The organism is Streptomyces sp. NPDC042102 (assembly GCF_055582305.1).
This window is the reverse complement of sequence record NZ_JBVJDL010000003.1, coordinates 263,499-281,274: the sequence shown is the minus strand read 5'-3', so window position 1 is coordinate 281,274 and position 17,776 is coordinate 263,499. Positions and strand designations below refer to the sequence as shown.

Here is a 17,776-nt window from a genome sequence, read left to right as displayed (position 1 = left end):
AGCATGATCACCGAGACCACCGTCGACGGCGTCCGCACCGTCCTCGCCCACCGGCCCGGGCCCGTCACCGCCGGCCTGCTCTTCCGGGTCGGCCGCGCCGACGAGACCCTCGCCACCAGCGGGGTCACCCACCTGGTCGAGCACCTCGCCCTGCACCGCCACGGCCTGAGCGACCTGCACTACAACGGGGCCACCGCCGCCGCCTACACCCACTTCCACGTCACCGGCACCCCCGCCGACGTCGTCGAATACCTGAACGGCGTCTGCGCGGCCCTGCGCGACCTGCCCATGGAGCGCCTGGAGACCGAGAAGGAGATCCTGCGCACCGAGGGCGCCGGCCGCGGCCGCGGCCCGGGCCACGCCCTGCCGCTGTGGCGCTACGGCTCCCGCTCCTACGGCCTCACCAGCTACGGCGAGACCGGCCTGCACCGGCTCACCGGCCACGCCGTGCGCGCCTGGGCACAGGAACGGTTCACCCGCGAGAACGCCGTCCTGTGGATGACCACCGACACCCTGCCCGAGGGCCTGGACCTCACCCTGCCCTCGGGCACCTGGCGCCCCGCCCCCGCGCCCACCTCGGCACTGCCGCAGACCCCCGCGTACTTCCACGGCGACGACGGCGGCGTCGTGCTGTCCTCGGTGCTGCCCCGCTCCACCCGGGTGAACCTGTTCACCGAGGTGCTGGGCAAGGAACTGTTCCGCGAGCTGCGCCAGAAGGGCGGCTACTCGTACACCGCGGCGGCCGACTACTGCGTCCGCGACGCCGACCACGCGACCGTCCTCGCGTACGCCGACGCGCTCCCCGAGAAGCAGGGCGCCGTGGTCGGGGCGTTCATCGACGTCCTGGCCAAGCTGCGGGCCGGCCGGATCGAGCAGGCCGACCTGGACGCCGTACGGGCGAGCGCCCTCAGCCACCTCGACGCCCCGGACCTGGCCGCGGCGATGCTGCCCTCCCACGCGATGAACCTGCTCCTGGGCCACCGCAACCTGACCGTGGAGCAGGCCCGGGCCGAGATCGCGGCGGTCACCGTCGCCGACCTGCGCCAGGTCGCCCGCGAGCTGTGGGCGAACGCGCTGCTCCAGGTGCCCGGCCAGGGCGTGGAGTGGGCGGGCGTGGCCGCCGCGCCCCAGGAGTCCGCCGACATCGTCACCGGGCGCCGCTACACCTCCCTGGAGGACCGCGAGGTCGCGCTGCTGGTCGGCTCGGACGGGGTCAGCCTCACGGGCCCCGGCGACAGCCGGATCACGGTGCGCTACGCCGAGTGCTCCCTGATGAACGTCTACCCGGACGGCGGCCGGCACCTGATCGGCCACGACGGGTTCACCCTGGCCGTCGAGCCGGCCCTGCACGGGATCACGGCCGCCGAACTGGCCCCGCTGGACGCCGGCGTCCCGCCGACCGCGGTCGTCCGCATGCCCCCGCGCGACCCGGCCCGTATCCCGCGGCCGGGCGCCGCCGCGGCCGAACGCCCCACGGCCCCCGGCGCCCGCCCGCGGGCACCGCGCAGCGGCGCCCTGACGGCGGTGCTGTGGATCCTCGGTGTCCTCACCGCAGGCATGGGCATGCTCACGGTGATCCTCACCTTCGCCGAGTTCGACACGTCGATCTCGCCGGAGGGGCCGGTATGGAGCGAACTCGGCGCCTTCTGGTTCCTGACGGCGTGCTTCGCGGTGCCGTGGGGCATCTGCCTGAGCCGGCGCGCCCGGGGCCGGGGCTGACCGCCGCCCACGGGCCCCGCGTACGCCGGAGGGCCGGCCCCCGCTGACGGGAGCCGGCCCTCGGTGGTACTGCCCGGGTGGGGTCAGCGGCGGTGCTGGGAGTCCGCGACGGTGACCTCGACCCGCTGGAACTCCTTGAGCTCGCTGTAGCCGGTGGTGGCCATCGAGCGGCGCAGCGCGCCGAAGAGGTTCATCGAGCCGTCGGGGGTGTGGGACGGGCCGGTGAGGATCTCCTCGGTGGTGCCGACCGTGCCCAGGTCCACCTTCTTGCCGCGCGGCACGTCCTCGTGGACGGCCTCCATGCCCCAGTGGTGGCCCTTGCCGGGCGCGTCGGTGGCACGGGCCAGCGGGGAGCCCATCATCACGGCGTCGGCGCCGCAGGCGATGGCCTTGGGCAGGTCGCCGGACCAGCCCACGCCGCCGTCGGCGATGACGTGCACGTAGCGGCCGCCGGACTCGTCCATGTAGTCGCGGCGGGCCGCGGCCACGTCGGCGACGGCGGTGGCCATCGGGACCTGGATGCCCAGCACGTTGCGGGTGGTGTGCGCGGCGCCGCCGCCGAAGCCGACCAGGACGCCCGCGGCGCCGGTGCGCATCAGGTGCAGGGCGGCGGTGTACGTGGCGCAGCCGCCGACGATGACCGGGACGTCGAGCTCGTAGATGAACTGCTTGAGGTTCAGCGGCTCGGCGGCACCGGAGACGTGCTCGGCGGAGACGGTCGTACCGCGGATGACGAAGATGTCGACGCCCGCGTCCACGACGGCCTTGGAGAACTGCGCGGTGCGCTGCGGGGAGAGCGCGGCGGCGGTGACGACACCGGAGTCGCGCACCTCCTTGATGCGCTGCCCGATCAGGTCGGCCTGGATCGGGGCGGCGTAGATCTCCTGGAGGCGGCGGGTCGCGGCCTCCTCGGGGAGCCCGGTGATCTCGTCGAGCAGCGGCTGCGGGTCCTCGTAGCGGGTCCACAGGCCCTCGAGGTTCAGCACGCCGAGGCCGCCGAGCTCGCCGATGCGGATCGCGGTCTGCGGGGAGACGACCGAGTCCATGGGGGCGGCCAGGAAGGGGAGCTCGAAGCGGTAGGCGTCGATCTGCCAGGCGATCGAGACCTCCTTCGGGTCCCGCGTACGCCGGCTCGGGACGATGGCGATGTCGTCGAACGCGTACGCCCTGCGGCCGCGCTTGCCGCGCCCGATCTCGATCTCAGTCACGTGTGGTGGCCTTTCCCTCTTGGTCTGCCCGTCCAGTATCCCCGAACGCCGGAGGGTCGCGTTCCCGTGACCGCTGTACGGACGCACGGCTGTACGGCTGTACGGACACACGGCGAAGGGGCGGACCCGTCGTTACGGGTCCGCCCCTTCGCCTCACCTCACGTCGCTCAGCCCTGGCGGGAGTAGTTCGGCGCCTCGACCGTCATCTGGATGTCGTGCGGGTGGCTCTCCTTCAGGCCCGCCGAGGTGATCCGGACGAACCGGCCGCGGTCCTGGAGCTCGGGCACCGTGCGGCCGCCGACGTAGAACATCGACTGGCGCAGGCCGCCGACCAGCTGGTGGACGACCGCGGCGAGCGGGCCGCGGTAGGGCACCTGGCCCTCGATGCCCTCGGGGATGAGCTTGTCGTCGCCGCCCACGCCCTCCTGGAAGTAGCGGTCCTTGGAGAAGGACTTGCGGTCGCCGCGGGACTGCATCGCGCCGAGCGAGCCCATGCCGCGGTACGACTTGAACTGCTTGCCGTTGATGAAGAGCAGCTCGCCCGGGGACTCCTCGCAGCCCGCGAGCAGCGAGCCGAGCATCACCGTGTCGGCGCCCGCGACCAGGGCCTTGGCGATGTCGCCGGAGTACTGCAGGCCGCCGTCGCCGATGACCGGGACGCCCGCGGCCTTGGCGGCCAGCGAGGCCTCGTAGATGGCGGTGACCTGCGGGACGCCGATGCCGGCGACGACGCGGGTGGTGCAGATGGAGCCGGGGCCGACACCGACCTTGATGCCGTCGACACCCGAGTCGATGAGTGCCTGGGCGCCGTCGCGGGTGGCGACGTTGCCGCCGACGACGTCGACGGAGGAGTTCGACTTGATCTTGGCGACCATGTCGCCGACCAGGCGGGAGTGGCCGTGGGCGGTGTCGACGACGATGAAGTCCGCGCCGGCCTCGATGAGCGCCTGGGCGCGCTCGTACGCGTCACCGGCGACGCCGACGGCGGCGCCGACCAGCAGCCGGCCGTCCTTGTCCTTGGCGGCGTTCGGGTACTTCTCGGCCTTGACGAAGTCCTTGACCGTGATGAGGCCCTTGAGGATGCCCGCGTCGTCGACCAGCGGCAGCTTCTCGATCTTGTGGCGGCGCAGCAGCTCCATGGCGTCCACGCCCGAGATGCCGACCTTGCCGGTGACCAGCGGCATCGGGGTCATGACCTCGCGCACCTGGCGGCTGCGGTCCGACTCGAAGGCCATGTCGCGGTTGGTGACGATGCCGAGCAGCTTGCCGGCGGGGTCGGTGACCGGGACGCCGGAGATGCGGAACTTCGCGCACAGCTCGTCGGCCTCGCGCAGCGTCGCGTCCGGGTGCACGGTGATCGGGTCGGTGACCATGCCGGACTCGGAGCGCTTGACCAGGTCCACCTGGTTGGCCTGGTCGGCGATGGAGAGGTTGCGGTGCAGGACACCGACGCCGCCCTGGCGGGCCATGGCGATGGCCATGCGCGCCTCGGTGACCTTGTCCATGGCGGCCGACAGCAGCGGCACGTTCACCCGGACGTTCTTGGAGATGAGGGAAGAGGTGTCGATCTCGTCCGGCGCCATGTCGGACGAGCCCGGCAGGAGCAGGACATCGTCGTAGGTCAGCCCGAGCGTGGCGAATTTGTCGGGCACTCCGTCACCGTTGACAGTCATGACACCTTCCCAGATGGTCTTGCTCAGCGCGGATGTCCATGCTAACGGGATCGCGAGGCGTCTCATTCCACGACCAAGATCGATGGAAATTTTCGTCTCTTCCTACGAACGGACGAGCCGGTCTCCTCACTGCTCGGCGAGGGCCCGCAACCGGCTGAGCGCCCGGTGCTGGGCGACCCGGACCGCTCCCGGCGACATGCCGAGCATCTGTCCGGTCTCCTCCGCCGTCAGGCCGACGGCCACGCGGAGCACGAGCAGCTCCCGCTGGTTCTCCGGCAGGTTGGCCAGCAGCTTCTTGGCCCATTCGGCGTCACTGCTGAGCAGCGCCCGCTCCTCGGGGCCGAGGGAGTCGTCCGGCCGCTCCGGCATCTCGTCGGACGGTACGGCCGTACTGCCGGGGTGCCGCATCGCGGCCCGCTGGAGATCGGCGACCTTGTGCGCGGCGATGGCGAAGACGAAGGCCTCGAAGGGCCGGCCGGTGTCGCGGTAGCGGGGCAGGGCCATCAGGACGGCGACGCAGACTTCCTGCGCGAGGTCCTCGACGAAGTGCCGGGCGTCGCCGGGCAGCCGGGAGAGCCGGGTGCGGCAGTAGCGCAGGGCCAGCGGGTGCACATGGGCGAGCAGGTCGTGGGTGGCCTGCTCGTCGCCCTCCACCGCGCGGCGGACGAGCGCGCCGACGCCGCCGGCGGAGCCGCTCTTGGCGGCGCCGGTGGTGCCTGCGGCCGCGGGGGACCCCAGGGCTTCGTCGTCGCGCATCAATCCATGGTGCCTCGCCGCCGGAGCGTTCGCGGCATCGTGGCCGGTGTTGTGCATCGAAGCGTTATGAGCGGGCGCGCCGGAACCCATCATCTGCGCCCTCCCCTCCCGCTCGCCGGATGGTCCCCGAGGAACCCACATCTCCAAGAATGCGGCACACCTCAAGGATGCGGCATCGCGCACGAAGCGACACGTCCCCCGGATTGTGCCCCGCCAACCCCCCGGTGCGCACCGGGTACGGCGGGTACAGCGGAACCCGAGTGCGCGTCCACCGGTGGGCGGGCGGCCGCACCGCCGCCCCGTCCGTCGCGTCCGGACGGGACCGCCCCGGCCGGACCGCCCACGTCACCCGTCCGGACCAGCCGCCCGGCCCCGTCGCACGGCCACCTGCCCGGGCGACGGGCGGTCCGCCGTCAGCGGACCAGGCCCCAGCGGAACCCGAGGGCCACGGCGTGCGCCCGGTCGGAGGCGCCCAGCTTCTTGAACAGCCGGCGCGCGTGCGTCTTGACCGTGTCCTCGGAGAGGAAGAGCTCGCGCCCGATCTCCGCGTTGGAGCGGCCGTGGCTCATGCCCTCCAGCACCTGGATCTCGCGCGCGGTGAGGGTGGGCGCGGCGCCCATCTCGGCCGAGCGGAGCCGGCGCGGGGCCAGGCGCCAGGTCGGGTCGGCCAGGGCCTGGGTGACCGTGGCCCGCAGTTCGGCGCGCGAGGCGTCCTTGTGCAGATAGCCCCGGGCCCCGGCGGCGACCGCGAGGGCCACCCCGTCCAGGTCCTCGGCGACCGTCAGCATGATGATGCGGGCGCCGGGGTCGGCCGAGAGCAGCCGGCGGACGGTCTCGACACCCCCCAGACCCGGCATCCGTACATCCATCAGAATCAGGTCGGAGCGGTCGGCACCCCAGCGGCGGAGGACTTCCTCGCCGTTGGCAGCCGTCGTCACACGCTCGACGCCGGGCACGGTGGCCACCGCGCGGCGGAGCGCCTCTCGGGCAAGCGGGGAGTCGTCGCAGACGAGGACGGAAGTCATGACCGCCCTCCGCAGCTGCTGATGCGCGTCACCTTGAGCCTCCAGGCTGGTACGTATCGTCACCTGTGCGGTCGATGCTCTCGGACATCTGTCCGGGAACTTCTTCGTTCAACCGCCTTCGCACTCTCAACGATGGTCACTCGAAAGAGTTACGGGTCGGACGGACACCTTCGGCACTCTACGTGAGGAAGCCGTCACGGCGTGGGCAACACAAGCCACATGTCCTCCATCTGGAGCTATGCCCTATTTGGCGGCTTTCCTTCCGTTTGCCATGTGTCTGAGGCTAGATTCACATCAGTCATATTTACGTCTGATCTGATCGTAGATGTGGCCGCATGGACCGTATCCGCCTCAGTACCGGCTGAACGAGGACTAGCAATGGCAGATTTCTCCCGCCTCCCCGGACCGAACGCCGACCTCTGGGACTGGCAGCTCCTCGCCGCCTGCCGCGGGGTCGACAGCTCCCTCTTCTTCCACCCGGAGGGCGAGCGGGGCGCGGCCCGGAGCGCGCGCGAGGCCTCGGCTAAAGAGGTCTGCATGCGATGCCCGGTGCGCGCGGAGTGCGCCGCGCACGCTCTCGCCGTCCGTGAGCCCTACGGCGTATGGGGAGGCCTCACCGAGGACGAACGCGAGGAGCTCATGGGCCGCGCCCGCCACCGCCTGATCCCGGCGACCAGTGTGAGCAGGAACGAGTGACCCCCACCGGCCGGCCGCTCCACCGGCCGACCGCTCCACCCGCCGATCCACCCACCGATCCACCCGAGAACTGACCGCCCCACCGACAGAAGGAACGTTTCCTCGAATCCGGCGCGACCGGCCCGCCGCCACCCGGGCGGAGGGCCGGCGCGCGGGGGTCAGCGCGCGGCGGCCCGCTCCAGCTGCGCCAGCGTGGCGGCCACCGCCGGTACGCGCGCCAGGTCCGGCAGGGTCAGCGCCACGACCTCGCGCTCCACGGCGGGCCGGACCGCCAGCGTGCTCACGCCCTTGGCCCGTACGGACTCCACCGCGAGCTCGGGCAGCACCGCCACCCCCAGGCCCGCCCCGACCAGCCCGACCACGGCCGGGTAGTCGTCCGTCGCGAAGTCGATGCGCGGGGTGAACCCGGCGCGCTCGCACACCTCGACCAGATGGCGGCGGCAGCGCGGGCAGCCCGCGATCCACGGCTCGCCGGCCAGCTCCGCCATGCCCACCTCGGCGGCGCCGGCCAGCCGGTGCCCCTCGGGGACCAGCCCGACGAGCCGGTCGGTGAGCAGCGGGCGTACGACGAAGTCCTCCCAGCCCTCCCCCTCCGCGCCGGCGGACGGGGGCCCGGCGTAGCGGAAGGCGAGCGCCACGTCGCAGTCGCCCTCGCGCAGCATCTCCACCGAGCGCGGCGGCTCCGCCTCGACCAGCGAGACGCGGGTACCGGGATGGGCGGCGCGCAGCGCGGCGAGCGCGGTGGGCACGAGCGTGGAACTGCCGCTGGGGAAGGAGACCAGCCGGACCCGGCCGGCCCGCAGGCCCGCGATGGCGGCGACCTCCTCCTCGGCGGCCGTCAGCCCCGCCAGGATCCCGGCGGCATGGCGCACCAGGGCCTCACCCGCCTGGGTCAGCCGCATCTCGCGGCCGGTGCGGATGAGCAGCGGGGTACCGGCGGACTGCTCCAGCGCCTTCATCTGCTGGGAGACGGCCGGCTGGGTGCAGCCCAGTTCGCGGGCGGCGGCGGAGAAAGACCCGGTGCCGGCCACGGCGCGCAGGACCCGGAGATGACGTGCCTCGATCACCCTATGATCATAAGGGCGACTTTGACGATCGCGCCAATATCGCCGGGATCCTTTGGGGCCCCGCGGGTTAGCGTGGCCGTATGAGCATCCGCACCGGCAAGGTCCTCTCCGTCAACGTCGGCCGTGCGACGGCCGTGCCGTACACCGACAGCGAGGGCGGCATGACGGGCATCGGCAAGCGGCCCGTGACCGGCCCGGTCCAGGTCTCCGTCCCCGGCCCCAAGGGCACCGCGGGCGGCGGCGTCGAGGGCGACGCGATCTGCGACCTGCGCTTCCACGGCGGCCCCGACCGGGCCGTCTACGCGTACGCGCGCGAGGAGCTCGACCACTGGGAGCGCGTGCTGGACCGGCCGCTGGCCAACGGCCTGTTCGGGGAGAACCTCACCACCCTCGGGCTGGACGTGGAGGGCGCGCTGGTCGGCGAGCGCTGGCGGGTGGGCGGCGCGCTGCTGGAGGTCACCGGCTGCCGGATCCCGTGCCGGACCTTCGCCGGCGCGGTCGGCGAGCCGTCCTGGGTGCGCCGGTTCACGCAGCGGGGCGCGTCGGGCGCGCTGCTGCGGGTGATCGAGCCGGGCGCCTTCGCGGCCGGGGACGCGGTCACCGTCGAACACCGCCCCGGCCACGACATCAGCGTCTCGCTGCTGTTCCGGGCCGCCACGCTGGAGCGCGGGCTGCTGCCGCGCACGCTGGCGGCGGCCGACTGGATGGAGTCGGACCTGCTGGGGGTGGCCCGCGCGTACACCGCCAAGTACGGCGACGCCCCGGGGCATTAGGTTGCGCACATGACGACTGCGCTGATCACAGGATCCACGGCGGGCATCGGCGCCGCCTTCGCCCGGCGGCTGGCCGCCCAGGGACACAACCTGGTGCTGGTGGCCCGCGACACCAAGCGGCTCGGCGAACAGGCCACCGAGCTCCACGACCGGCACGGCATCGAGGCCGAGGTGCTGACGGCGGACCTGTCGACCGACGAGGGCATCGGTGCCGTCGAGCAGCGCCTGAGCGACCGTACGCACCCGGTGGACCTGCTGGTCAACAACGCGGGCTTCGGCAACAAGGGCCGCTACCTGGACGTCCCGATGGCCGACGAGCTGACCATGCTCAAGGTGCACATCGAGGCCGTGCTGCGGCTGACCTCGGCGGCCACGGAGTCCATGCGCTCGCGCGGCCGGGGCGGCGTGATCAACGTGGCGTCGGTGGCCGCGTTCCTGCCGCGCGGGACGTACGGGGCGAGCAAGGCCTGGGTCGTGCAGTTCACGCAGGGCGCGGCGAAGGACCTGGCGGACTCGGGCGTCCGGCTGATGGCGCTGTGCCCCGGCTTCGTGCGGACGGAGTTCCACGAGCGGGCCGGCATGGGCACCGACAACATCCCCAACTGGATGTGGCTGGACGCCGACAAGCTGGTCGCCGCGGCCCTCGCCGACCTCGGGCGGGGCAGGACGGTCTCGATCCCGGACCCGCGGTACAAGGCGCTGATGGGCGTCGTGAAGCTGACGCCGCGCGGCCTGCTGGGCGGGGTGTCGTCCCGCACGGGGCGGAAGTACGGACCCCAGTAGCGGACATTCCGGAATAAACTGGGCACGTCTCATCCATCCGGGAGGACCGCCATGACATTCGTACAGATAATCGATTACAAGACTCGCCGGTACGACGACCTGTCCGACCTCATGGACCGGTACGTCGCCCAGAGCCAGGGCCGCAGGACCGTCGTCCACAGCCTGATCGGAAAGGACCGCGACGACGCGGACCACTACGTCGACGTCGTCGAGTTCCCGTCGTACGAAGACGCCATGCGCAACTCCAATCTCCCGGAGACGGACAAGATGTTCCAGGAGATGATGGCCCTCTGCGACGGGATGCCGAAGTTCACCAACCTGGACGTGGTCCGGGACGAGCAGCTCAACAAGCACCTGGTGAACCGGGTGTTCGAGGACGTCATCATGAACGGCAACATGGCCGTCCTCGAGGAGTGCGTCGCGACGAACTACATCGACCACGACGCCAGCAAGGTGGAGTCCACCGTCATCGGGCGCGAGAGCATGCGCTCCGACATCGAGGGCTGGCGCGGCGGCTTCGACATGACCTTCGAGCCGATGGCCCAGATCGCCGAGGGCGACTTCGTCACCACGGTGTGGAAGTGGCACGGCAAGCACACGGGCCAGTTCATGGGCGCGGCCCCGACCGGCAAGACGTACGAGATGTCGGGCACCACCACGTTCCGCTGCGAGAACGGTGAGATCACCGAGGGCTGGTGGCACTACAACATCGGTGAGCTGCAACGCCAGATGGGCGTCACCGGCTCGCCGTACGAGTCGTGATCCGGCCCCTACGACACGGGAAGGCCCCGTTCCGCAGCTGCGGAACGGGGCCTTCCGAACGCCGGGGGCGATCCGTGGCGCTACGGGTCAGTGGCTGTGGCCGTGACCGTGGCCGTGACCGTGGGCGTCGGCCTCCTCCTCGGCCGGCTTCTCGACGACCAGGGTCTCGGTCGTGAGCAGCAGGGAGGCGATGGAGGCGGCGTTCTCCAGGGCGGAACGGGTGACCTTCACCGGGTCGATGACGCCGGCCTTGACCAGGTCGCCGTACTCGCCGGTGGCGGCGTTGAAGCCCTGGCCCTTGTCGAGCTCGGCGACCTTCGAGGTGATGACGTAGCCCTCGAGGCCGGCGTTCTCGGCGATCCAGCGCAGCGGCTCGACGACGGCGCGGCGGACGACCGCGACACCGGTGGCCTCGTCGCCCTCCTTGCCGAGGTTGCCCTCGAGCACCTTGGCGGCGTGGACCAGAGCGGAGCCACCACCGGAGACGATGCCCTCCTCGACCGCGGCGCGGGTCGCGGAGATGGCGTCCTCCAGACGGTGCTTCTTCTCCTTCAGCTCCACCTCGGTGGCGGCGCCGACCTTGATCACGCACACGCCGCCGGCGAGCTTCGCGAGGCGCTCCTGGAGCTTCTCGCGGTCCCAGTCGGAGTCCGTGGCCTCGATCTCGGCCTTGATCTGGTTGACGCGGCCGAGGACGTCCTCGGAGGAGCCGGCGCCGTCCACGATCGTGGTGTCGTCCTTGGAGACGGTCACGCGGCGGGCGGTGCCCAGCACGTCCAGACCAGCCTGGTCGAGCTTGAGGCCGACCTCCTCGGAGATGACGGTGGCACCGGTGAGGGTGGCCATGTCCTGGAGCATCGCCTTGCGACGGTCACCGAAGCCCGGGGCCTTGACGGCGACCGCGTTGAAGGTGCCGCGGATCTTGTTGACGACGAGGGTGGAGAGGGCCTCGCCCTCGACGTCCTCGGCGATGATCAGCAGCGGCTTGGAGCCACCCGCCTGGATGACCTTCTCCAGCAGCGGCAGGAGGTCCTGGATGGAGGAGATCTTGCCCTGGTTGATCAGGATGTACGGGTCGTCGAGGACGGCCTCCATGCGCTCCTGGTCGGAGACCATGTACGGCGAGAGGTAGCCCTTGTCGAAGGCCATGCCCTCGGTGAACTCCAGCTCCAGGCCGAAGGCGTTGGACTCCTCGACGGTGATGACACCGTCCTTGCCGACCTTGTCCATCGCCTCGGCGATGAGCTCGCCGACCTGCTGGTCCTGCGCGGAGAGCGCGGCCACGGCGGCGATGTCGGACTTGTCCTCGATCGGGCGGGCGGTCGCCAGGAGCTCGTCGGACACGGCCTTGACCGCGGCGTCGATGCCCTTCTTCAGGGAGGCCGGGGAGGCGCCGGCGGCGACGTTGCGCAGGCCCTCGCGGACCAGCGCCTGGGCCAGCACGGTGGCGGTGGTGGTGCCGTCACCCGCGATGTCGTTGGTCTTGGTCGCCACCTCCTTCACGAGCTGGGCGCCCAGGTTCTCGTACGGGTCGTCGATCTCGACCTCACGGGCGATCGTGACACCGTCGTTGGTGATGGTGGGCGCACCGAACTTCTTGTCGATGACGACGTTGCGGCCCTTGGGGCCGATCGTCACCTTGACCGTGTCGGCAAGCTTGTTGACGCCGCGCTCGAGGGCGCGACGGGCGTCCTCGTCGAACTTCAGGATCTTCGCCATGGGAGCGGTTCAGCCCTCTCGGAAACTCGGGTTCAACGAACCGCGCCCCTCGCCGCCCGGCAATCAGCGGGGTGACCAGGGGCGCAGCTCAAAAGCAAAACTTCAGAGGTGATTACTTCTCGACGATCGCGAGCACGTCGCGAGCCGAGAGGACGAGGTACTCCTCGCCGCTGTACTTCACCTCGGTGCCGCCGTACTTGCTGTACAGCACGATGTCGCCGACCTGGACGTCCAGCGGGAGACGCTGGCCGTCCTCGAAGCGACCCGGGCCCACGGCGAGGACGACGCCCTCCTGGGGCTTCTCCTTCGCGGTGTCCGGGATGACCAGGCCGGAAGCCGTGGTCTGCTCGGCGTCGAGCGGCTGGACCACGATGCGGTCCTCGAGCGGCTTGATGGCAACCTTGGAGCTGGCGGTCGTCACGATCCGACCTCCCCCTTCGGAGATCTCACGGGGTTAACTGTCTGAGTGTGGCGACCAGGTCGATCCGTCGTCGCGGGTGCCGGACCTGCCCGTCGCTGTGTTGGCACTCACCAGCGGCGAGTGCCAGGCCCGAGACTATTCCGGCGATTAGCACTCGGTCAAGCGGAGTGCCAATTCACGCCCGGTCGCGTCTGATGCATGGTGCCGGGCGGGGTGTTGGGCGCCGATAAGTTCCCGATCATGGACAGCTCATGCAGCGGCGGGTGAGGGCCCGCGGCGGCGGGCCGGTGGGTGATTGTGGCCGGTATGTGACAGTTGAGCGGTGCGCATCCTCGTGGTCGAAGACGAAGAAGGCCTCGCCGAGTCCCTCCGGCGGGGCCTGTCGGCGCAGGGCCACTGGGTCGAGACCGCGTACGACGGCCACCGCGGCCTGGAGCTCGCGCTCAGCGGCGGCCCGTACGACGCCGTCCTGCTCGACCTGATGCTCCCCGGCCCGGGCGGGCACGAGATCTGCCGAAGGATGCGCGCCCACGGCGACCCCACCCCGGTCCTGATGCTCACCGCCAAGGACGGCGAGTACGACGAGGCCGACGGCCTGGACTCCGGCGCCGACGACTATCTGACGAAGCCCTTCTCGTTCGTCGTGCTCGGCGCCCGGCTGCGCGCGCTCGCCCGCCGCGCCGGCACCGCCGCCCGGCCGAGCACGCTCCAGGCCGGCGACCTCACCCTGGACCCCGGCGCCCGGCGCTGCCGGCGCGGCGAGCGGGAGGTCGAGCTCACCGCCCGCGAGGTGGGCGTGCTCGCCTGCCTGATGGAGCAGCCGGGCCGGGCGGTCGCCAAGCGGGACATCCTCGACGAGGTGTGGGACTCCCCCGACGCCGTCGATCCCAACATCGTCGAGGTCTACGTCTCCTCGCTGCGCAGGAAGATCGACACCCCCTTCGGCCGCCGGTCCATCGTCACCGTGCACGGCGCCGGCTACCGGCTGGCCCCGGACGGCGGGTGACGGCGGTGGCGAGCACCCTGCGCGCGCGGGCGGCGGTCGCCGGCGCCCTCGCCATGACGGCCGTCCTGGCCGCCGGGGGGCTCTGGCTGCACACCCTGCTGCGCGCCAACCTGCTGGAGAACACAGGCGGCCGCGCCGAACTCGCCGCCCGCAAGGTCGCCGCGCAGATCGACGGGCACGCCCTGCCGCCGGGCGGCCGGCTGCCCGCGCCGGAGGGCGGGGTCGACCTGGTCCTCGTACGCGACGCGCGGGGCAGGACGGTGGCGACGAGCGGGGCCGGGAACGAGGACGGGAACGGGAGCGGAAACGGAGACGGGGCGGGCGGGGCGACGCTGCCGGAGCCGGCGGGCGGCGACGCCCGCTCGGCCGTGCTGCCGCCGGCCCGCCCCGGCGGCGAGCGGCGCCTGGTGGTGGCCGTGGCGGCGCCGGGCCCGCCGGAGGCCCACGATCCGCACACCGTGTACGCCATGACGGTGCTCGGTGACGTCGACGACGCCACCCGTGCCGTCGCGGTCGGCCTGCTCGCCGGCGCGCCCCCGCTGATCGCCTTCGCGGCGGTACTGGCGTGGTGGGTGACCGGGCAGGCGCTGCGCCCGGTCACCGCGATCCGTACCGCGCTGGCGGCGGTCACCGCCAGCGCACTGGACCGGCGGGTTCCCGACCCGGGCGGCGCCGACGAGATCGCCCGGCTCGCCCGGACCGTCAACGCGACCCTCGACCGGCTGGAGGCCGCCGACGCCCGGCAGCGCCGGTTCACCGCGGACGCCTCGCACGAGCTGCGCAATCCGCTGGCCACCGTCCGCTCCCGGCTGGAGGTGGCCCTGGACCGCCCCGACCGCGCCTCGGTCGCGGCCGCGCTCGCCGACACCGAACGGCTCCAGCGGATCGCGGCCGACCTGCTGCTCCTGGCCCGCCTCGACGGCCGGCCGGCGCCGCCGCGCGCCGAGCCGGTCGACCTCGCGCTGCTGGCCGCCGAGGACGCGGCGCGGCGGCGGGCGCCGCGGGTGCGGCTGCGCGTGGCGGCGCCCGCGCCGGTCCCGGCCGCCGGGGATCCGGCCGGCCTGGAGCGGGCGCTGGCGAACCTGGTCGACAACGCCCTGCGGCACGCCCGCACCGAGGTCGCCGTCCGGGCGTACGCGCAGCCGGGGCGGGCGGTGCTCGTGGTCACGGACGACGGCCCCGGGATCCCGGCGGCCGACCGCGACCGGGTCTTCGAACGGTTCGTACGGCTGGACGCCGGCCGCGGCCGCGCGAGCGGCGGCACCGGGCTGGGCCTGGCGATCGCCCGCGAGATCGCGCGGGCGCACGGGGGCGAGGTGACGGCGCAGGCGGCGGGGGCGGCCGAGGGCGGCGGCGCCCGCTTCGTGCTGCACCTGCCGGTGGCGTAGGACGGCGCAAGAGCATCCCCCGCTGAAGGGGCTTTCAGGATCTTCAGGTTTCCCTCAGCGGCCGCGGCCCAGCATCGACTGCCATGAGCGCGCACCGGAGGAAGACGACGAGCAACCGGCGCCGGCCCCGGTCCGGGCGGCGGTCCGCACCGCCGACCAGGCGGCAGCGGCTCGGCCGCACGCTGCTGGCCACGGGCTGCGTGCTGACCGTACTCGTGGGTGGCACCGCCTGGTACGTGTACGACGACCTGGCCTCCAGCATCGGCAGCTCGAAGGCGCTGCGCGGCGGCGAGAAGTCGCGGCACGGCGACCTCAACATCCTGCTGATGGGGCTGGACAGCCGCCGCGACCAGAACGGCGAGCCGCTGCCCGAGGAGGTCCTGGACAAGCTGCACGCCGGCAGCTCCGACATCGGCGGCTACAACACCAACACGCTGATCCTGCTCCACGTACCCGGCGACGGCGGCAAGGCGCGGGCGTTCTCGGTGCCGCGCGACGACTTCGTGGAACTGAAGGGCGTCCCCGGCTTCTCCGGCAAGGACAAGATCAAGAAGGCGTACGGGCTGGCGAAGGCGCGGCGCGAGGAGGAGCTGTCCGCGCGGGGCGTCGAGGACAAGCGGGAGCTGGAGCGGGAGGGGCGGGAGGCGGGCCGCAAGGCGGAGATCGAGACCGTCCGCGCCTTCCTCGGCGTGCCGATCGACCACTTCGCCGAGCTGAACCTGGCCGGTTTCTACCACCTGGCCGACGCGCTGGGCGGCGTACCGGTGTGCCTGAACAAGCCGGTGAAGGACAAGAACTCGGGCGCCGACTTCCCGGCCGGGCGGCAGACGCTCGACGGGCAGCAGTCGCTGGCGTTCGTGCGGCAGCGGAACGGGCTGGAGATGGGGGACCTGGACCGGACGAAGCGGCAGCAGGCGTTCCTGGCGGGGGCGACGTACAAGCTGAACCAGGCCGGGACCTTCACCGATCCGGTCAAGCTGCTGCGGCTGATCGACGCGGCGAAGCAGGACGTGGTGACGGACGAGGGGTGGGACCTGCTGTCGTTCGTCAAGCAGGCCAGGAACCTGTCGGGCGGCAAGGTGGAGTTCACGACCCTGCCGGTGGAGCGGTTCGGAAGGAACCATGGGGAGGACATCAACGTCGTAGATGATATGAAGATAAAGCGCCTCATTGCCGAGCAGATCGGACCCGAAGCCGCTGCGACCCCCACCGCACCGGGCGCCGCACCCTCATCCCCCGCATCACCGTCATCTCCCGCGTCACCCCCGCCCTCACCCCCCGCCTCCCCCCACCGGAGCAACAGCGGAACCGCCATCGACGGTGGCGGTATCCCGTGCGTGGACTGAGGCCCCTGACGGCGGCGGGCGCCCGCCGCCGTACGGAAGCACTGCTGCTCCTCTTCGTCGTCGCGATCACCGTCTTCGGGCACGCGAGCGCGAGCCTGGCGATGAACGGCGAGCTGCCGACCGACCTCACCGGCTTCACGATCAGCATGACGCTGCTGTCGCTGGTGGCCCACCTGGGCGTACGCCGCTTCGCCGCGTACGCGGACCCGCTGGTCCTGCCGCTGGCGATGCTGCTGACCGGCCTGGGGCTGGTGCTGCTGCACCGGCTGGACCAGGGGTACATCGAGCGGTACGGCTCGGAGGCGAACGCGCCCGGGCAGCTGCTGTGGACGGTCATCGGCGTGGCGGCGTGCGTCCTGACGGTCGCGCTGCTGCGGGACCACCGCTATCTGCAGCGGTTCATGTACCTGACGATGGCCGTCGCGCTGGTGCTGCTGATCGCGCCGGCGTTCATGCCCGCCGACACGTACGGCGCGAAGCGCTGGATCTACATCGGCCCGTTCTCGGTGCAGCCCGGCGAGTTCGTGAAGATCATGATCGCGATCTTCTTCGCCGGCTACCTGGTCCAGCACCGCGACTCGCTGGCCCTGACGGGACGCAGGTTCCTCGGGATGCGGCTGCCGCCGATGCGCCAGCTCGGTCCGATCATCACGGTGTGGATCCTGGCGATGCTGGTGCTGATCTTCGAGCGCGACCTCGGCACGTCGCTGATCTTCTTCGGTGTGTTCGTGGTCCTGCTGTACGTCGCCACGGAGCGGACGTCGTGGATCGTGTGCGGCCTGGCCATGGCGGCGGTCGGGGCGTTCGCCGTCGGCTCGACCCAGCCGCACGTGAAGAACCGGGTCCAGGCGTGGCTGAACCCGATGGCCATCTACTGGCCGGAGGAGACCCGGCCCAAGGGGCTGACGTCCGAACAGTCGGCGCAGGCCCTGTTCAGCTTCGGCACCGGCGGGATGTCGGGCACGGGGCTGGGACTGGGGCACCCGGAGCTGATCAAGTTCGCGGGCCGGTCCGACTTCATCCTGACGACGGTCGGCGAGGAGCTCGGCCTCGCCGGGGTCATGGCCGTCCTGGTGATCTACGCCCTCCTGGTCCAGCGCGGCCTGCGCATGGCCCTGGGCGCCCGCGACCCCTTCGGCAAGCTCCTGGCCGTGGGCCTCGCCACGGCGCTGGCGCTCCAGGTCTTCGTGGTGGCGGGCGGCGTCACGGGCCTGATCCCGCTGACCGGCAAGGCCCTGCCCTTCCTGGCCAAGGGCGGCTCGTCCCTCCTGGCCAACTGGATCATGATCGCCCTCCTCCTGCGCATCAGCGACAGCGCGGAACGCCAACGGGAGGCGGACGCGCGGGACCCGGCGGAGCCCCCACCGACGGCGGTGGGGGTGAGAGCGGGGGTGTGACGGGGCCGGTGTGGCCGTTTCTTCGGCGTCGGCCGCT

16 protein-coding genes are annotated in these 17,776 nt (G+C 72.0%); 9 read left to right on the top strand and 7 right to left on the bottom strand.

Going from position 1 to position 17,776, the window contains the following annotated elements:
* Nucleotides 1-3 precede the first annotated feature (3 nt).
* Complete coding sequence (locus tag ACZ6KO_RS14625; protein ID WP_469304331.1) at nucleotides 4-1,719, top strand: M16 family metallopeptidase; 1,716 nt, start codon at nucleotides 4-6, stop codon at nucleotides 1,717-1,719.
* Nucleotides 1,720-1,802: 83 nt separating this feature from the next.
* Here ACZ6KO_RS14625 and ACZ6KO_RS14620 read toward each other — a convergent pair whose 3' ends face one another.
* The 4 genes from ACZ6KO_RS14620 to ACZ6KO_RS14605 form a co-directional block, all read right to left on the bottom strand.
* Nucleotides 1,803-2,927 carry a GuaB3 family IMP dehydrogenase-related protein gene (locus ACZ6KO_RS14620; protein WP_469304330.1) on the bottom strand — a complete coding sequence of 375 codons (1,125 nt, stop codon included), beginning with the start codon at nucleotides 2,925-2,927 and terminating at the stop codon, nucleotides 1,803-1,805.
* Nucleotides 2,928-3,094: 167 nt separating this feature from the next.
* Nucleotides 3,095-4,600 carry an IMP dehydrogenase gene (gene guaB / locus ACZ6KO_RS14615; RefSeq protein ID WP_469304329.1) on the bottom strand — a complete coding sequence of 502 codons (1,506 nt, stop codon included), beginning with the start codon at nucleotides 4,598-4,600 and terminating at the stop codon, nucleotides 3,095-3,097.
* 126 nt (nucleotides 4,601-4,726) lie between these two features.
* On the bottom strand, nucleotides 4,727-5,356 hold the full coding sequence (locus ACZ6KO_RS14610) for a sigma-70 family RNA polymerase sigma factor (RefSeq protein WP_469304328.1): 630 nt from the start codon (nucleotides 5,354-5,356) through the stop codon (nucleotides 4,727-4,729).
* Between the two features lie 413 nt (nucleotides 5,357-5,769).
* Nucleotides 5,770-6,381 (bottom strand): response regulator transcription factor, encoded by a 612-nt coding sequence (locus tag ACZ6KO_RS14605; protein ID WP_003948568.1) that lies wholly within the window; start codon nucleotides 6,379-6,381, stop codon nucleotides 5,770-5,772.
* A 378-nt stretch (nucleotides 6,382-6,759) separates the two neighbouring features.
* Between ACZ6KO_RS14605 and ACZ6KO_RS14600 the strand changes: the two genes are divergently transcribed.
* Nucleotides 6,760-7,077: a WhiB family transcriptional regulator gene (locus ACZ6KO_RS14600; protein ID WP_469304327.1), complete on the top strand. Its 318-nt coding sequence runs from the start codon at nucleotides 6,760-6,762 to the stop codon at nucleotides 7,075-7,077.
* A 158-nt stretch (nucleotides 7,078-7,235) separates the two neighbouring features.
* On the opposite strand, the gene ACZ6KO_RS14595 is transcribed toward ACZ6KO_RS14600, so the two are convergent.
* A complete protein-coding gene (locus ACZ6KO_RS14595) occupies nucleotides 7,236-8,144 on the bottom strand; it encodes a LysR family transcriptional regulator (protein WP_469304326.1) in 909 nt (302 codons plus the stop codon).
* Nucleotides 8,145-8,224: 80 nt separating this feature from the next.
* Here ACZ6KO_RS14595 and ACZ6KO_RS14590 point away from each other — a divergent pair, with 80 nt between their 5' ends.
* From ACZ6KO_RS14590 to ACZ6KO_RS14580, 3 genes are read left to right on the top strand one after another with little or no spacing between them, the layout of a single operon-like run.
* Nucleotides 8,225-8,917: an MOSC domain-containing protein gene (locus ACZ6KO_RS14590; RefSeq protein ID WP_469304325.1), complete on the top strand. Its 693-nt coding sequence runs from the start codon at nucleotides 8,225-8,227 to the stop codon at nucleotides 8,915-8,917.
* 9 nt (nucleotides 8,918-8,926) lie between these two features.
* Nucleotides 8,927-9,700, top strand: a complete 774-nt coding sequence (locus tag ACZ6KO_RS14585; protein WP_469304324.1) for an SDR family NAD(P)-dependent oxidoreductase — start codon at nucleotides 8,927-8,929, stop codon at nucleotides 9,698-9,700.
* A gap of 51 nt (nucleotides 9,701-9,751) precedes the next feature.
* Nucleotides 9,752-10,462, top strand: coding sequence for an ester cyclase (locus ACZ6KO_RS14580; RefSeq protein ID WP_469304323.1), 711 nt, complete (start codon nucleotides 9,752-9,754; stop codon nucleotides 10,460-10,462).
* An 87-nt stretch (nucleotides 10,463-10,549) separates the two neighbouring features.
* Here the strand turns inward: ACZ6KO_RS14580 and groL are convergent, their stop codons facing one another.
* On the bottom strand, nucleotides 10,550-12,181 hold the full coding sequence (gene groL, locus ACZ6KO_RS14575) for a chaperonin GroEL (protein WP_469304322.1): 1,632 nt from the start codon (nucleotides 12,179-12,181) through the stop codon (nucleotides 10,550-10,552).
* Between the two features lie 112 nt (nucleotides 12,182-12,293).
* On the bottom strand, nucleotides 12,294-12,602 hold the full coding sequence (gene groES / locus ACZ6KO_RS14570; protein ID WP_401452456.1) for a co-chaperone GroES: 309 nt from the start codon (nucleotides 12,600-12,602) through the stop codon (nucleotides 12,294-12,296).
* Between the two features lie 322 nt (nucleotides 12,603-12,924).
* On the opposite strand from groES, the gene ACZ6KO_RS14565 reads away from it, so the two are divergent.
* From ACZ6KO_RS14565 to ACZ6KO_RS14550, 4 genes are all read left to right on the top strand, one after another.
* Complete coding sequence (locus ACZ6KO_RS14565; protein WP_469304321.1) at nucleotides 12,925-13,608, top strand: response regulator transcription factor; 684 nt, start codon at nucleotides 12,925-12,927, stop codon at nucleotides 13,606-13,608.
* Nucleotides 13,609-13,613: 5 nt separating this feature from the next.
* Nucleotides 13,614-14,996 (top strand): sensor histidine kinase, encoded by a 1,383-nt coding sequence (locus ACZ6KO_RS14560; RefSeq protein WP_469304320.1) that lies wholly within the window; start codon nucleotides 13,614-13,616, stop codon nucleotides 14,994-14,996.
* Between the two features lie 83 nt (nucleotides 14,997-15,079).
* On the top strand, nucleotides 15,080-16,342 hold the full coding sequence (locus ACZ6KO_RS14555; protein WP_469304319.1) for an LCP family protein: 1,263 nt from the start codon (nucleotides 15,080-15,082) through the stop codon (nucleotides 16,340-16,342).
* The gene (locus ACZ6KO_RS14550) at nucleotides 16,330-17,739 is read left to right on the top strand and encodes an FtsW/RodA/SpoVE family cell cycle protein (RefSeq protein WP_469304318.1); all 1,410 of its coding nucleotides are present in this window, start codon (nucleotides 16,330-16,332) and stop codon (nucleotides 17,737-17,739) included. Before ACZ6KO_RS14555 ends, ACZ6KO_RS14550 begins: the two co-directional genes overlap by 13 nt.
* The last annotated feature ends 37 nt before the right edge of the window (nucleotides 17,740-17,776 follow it).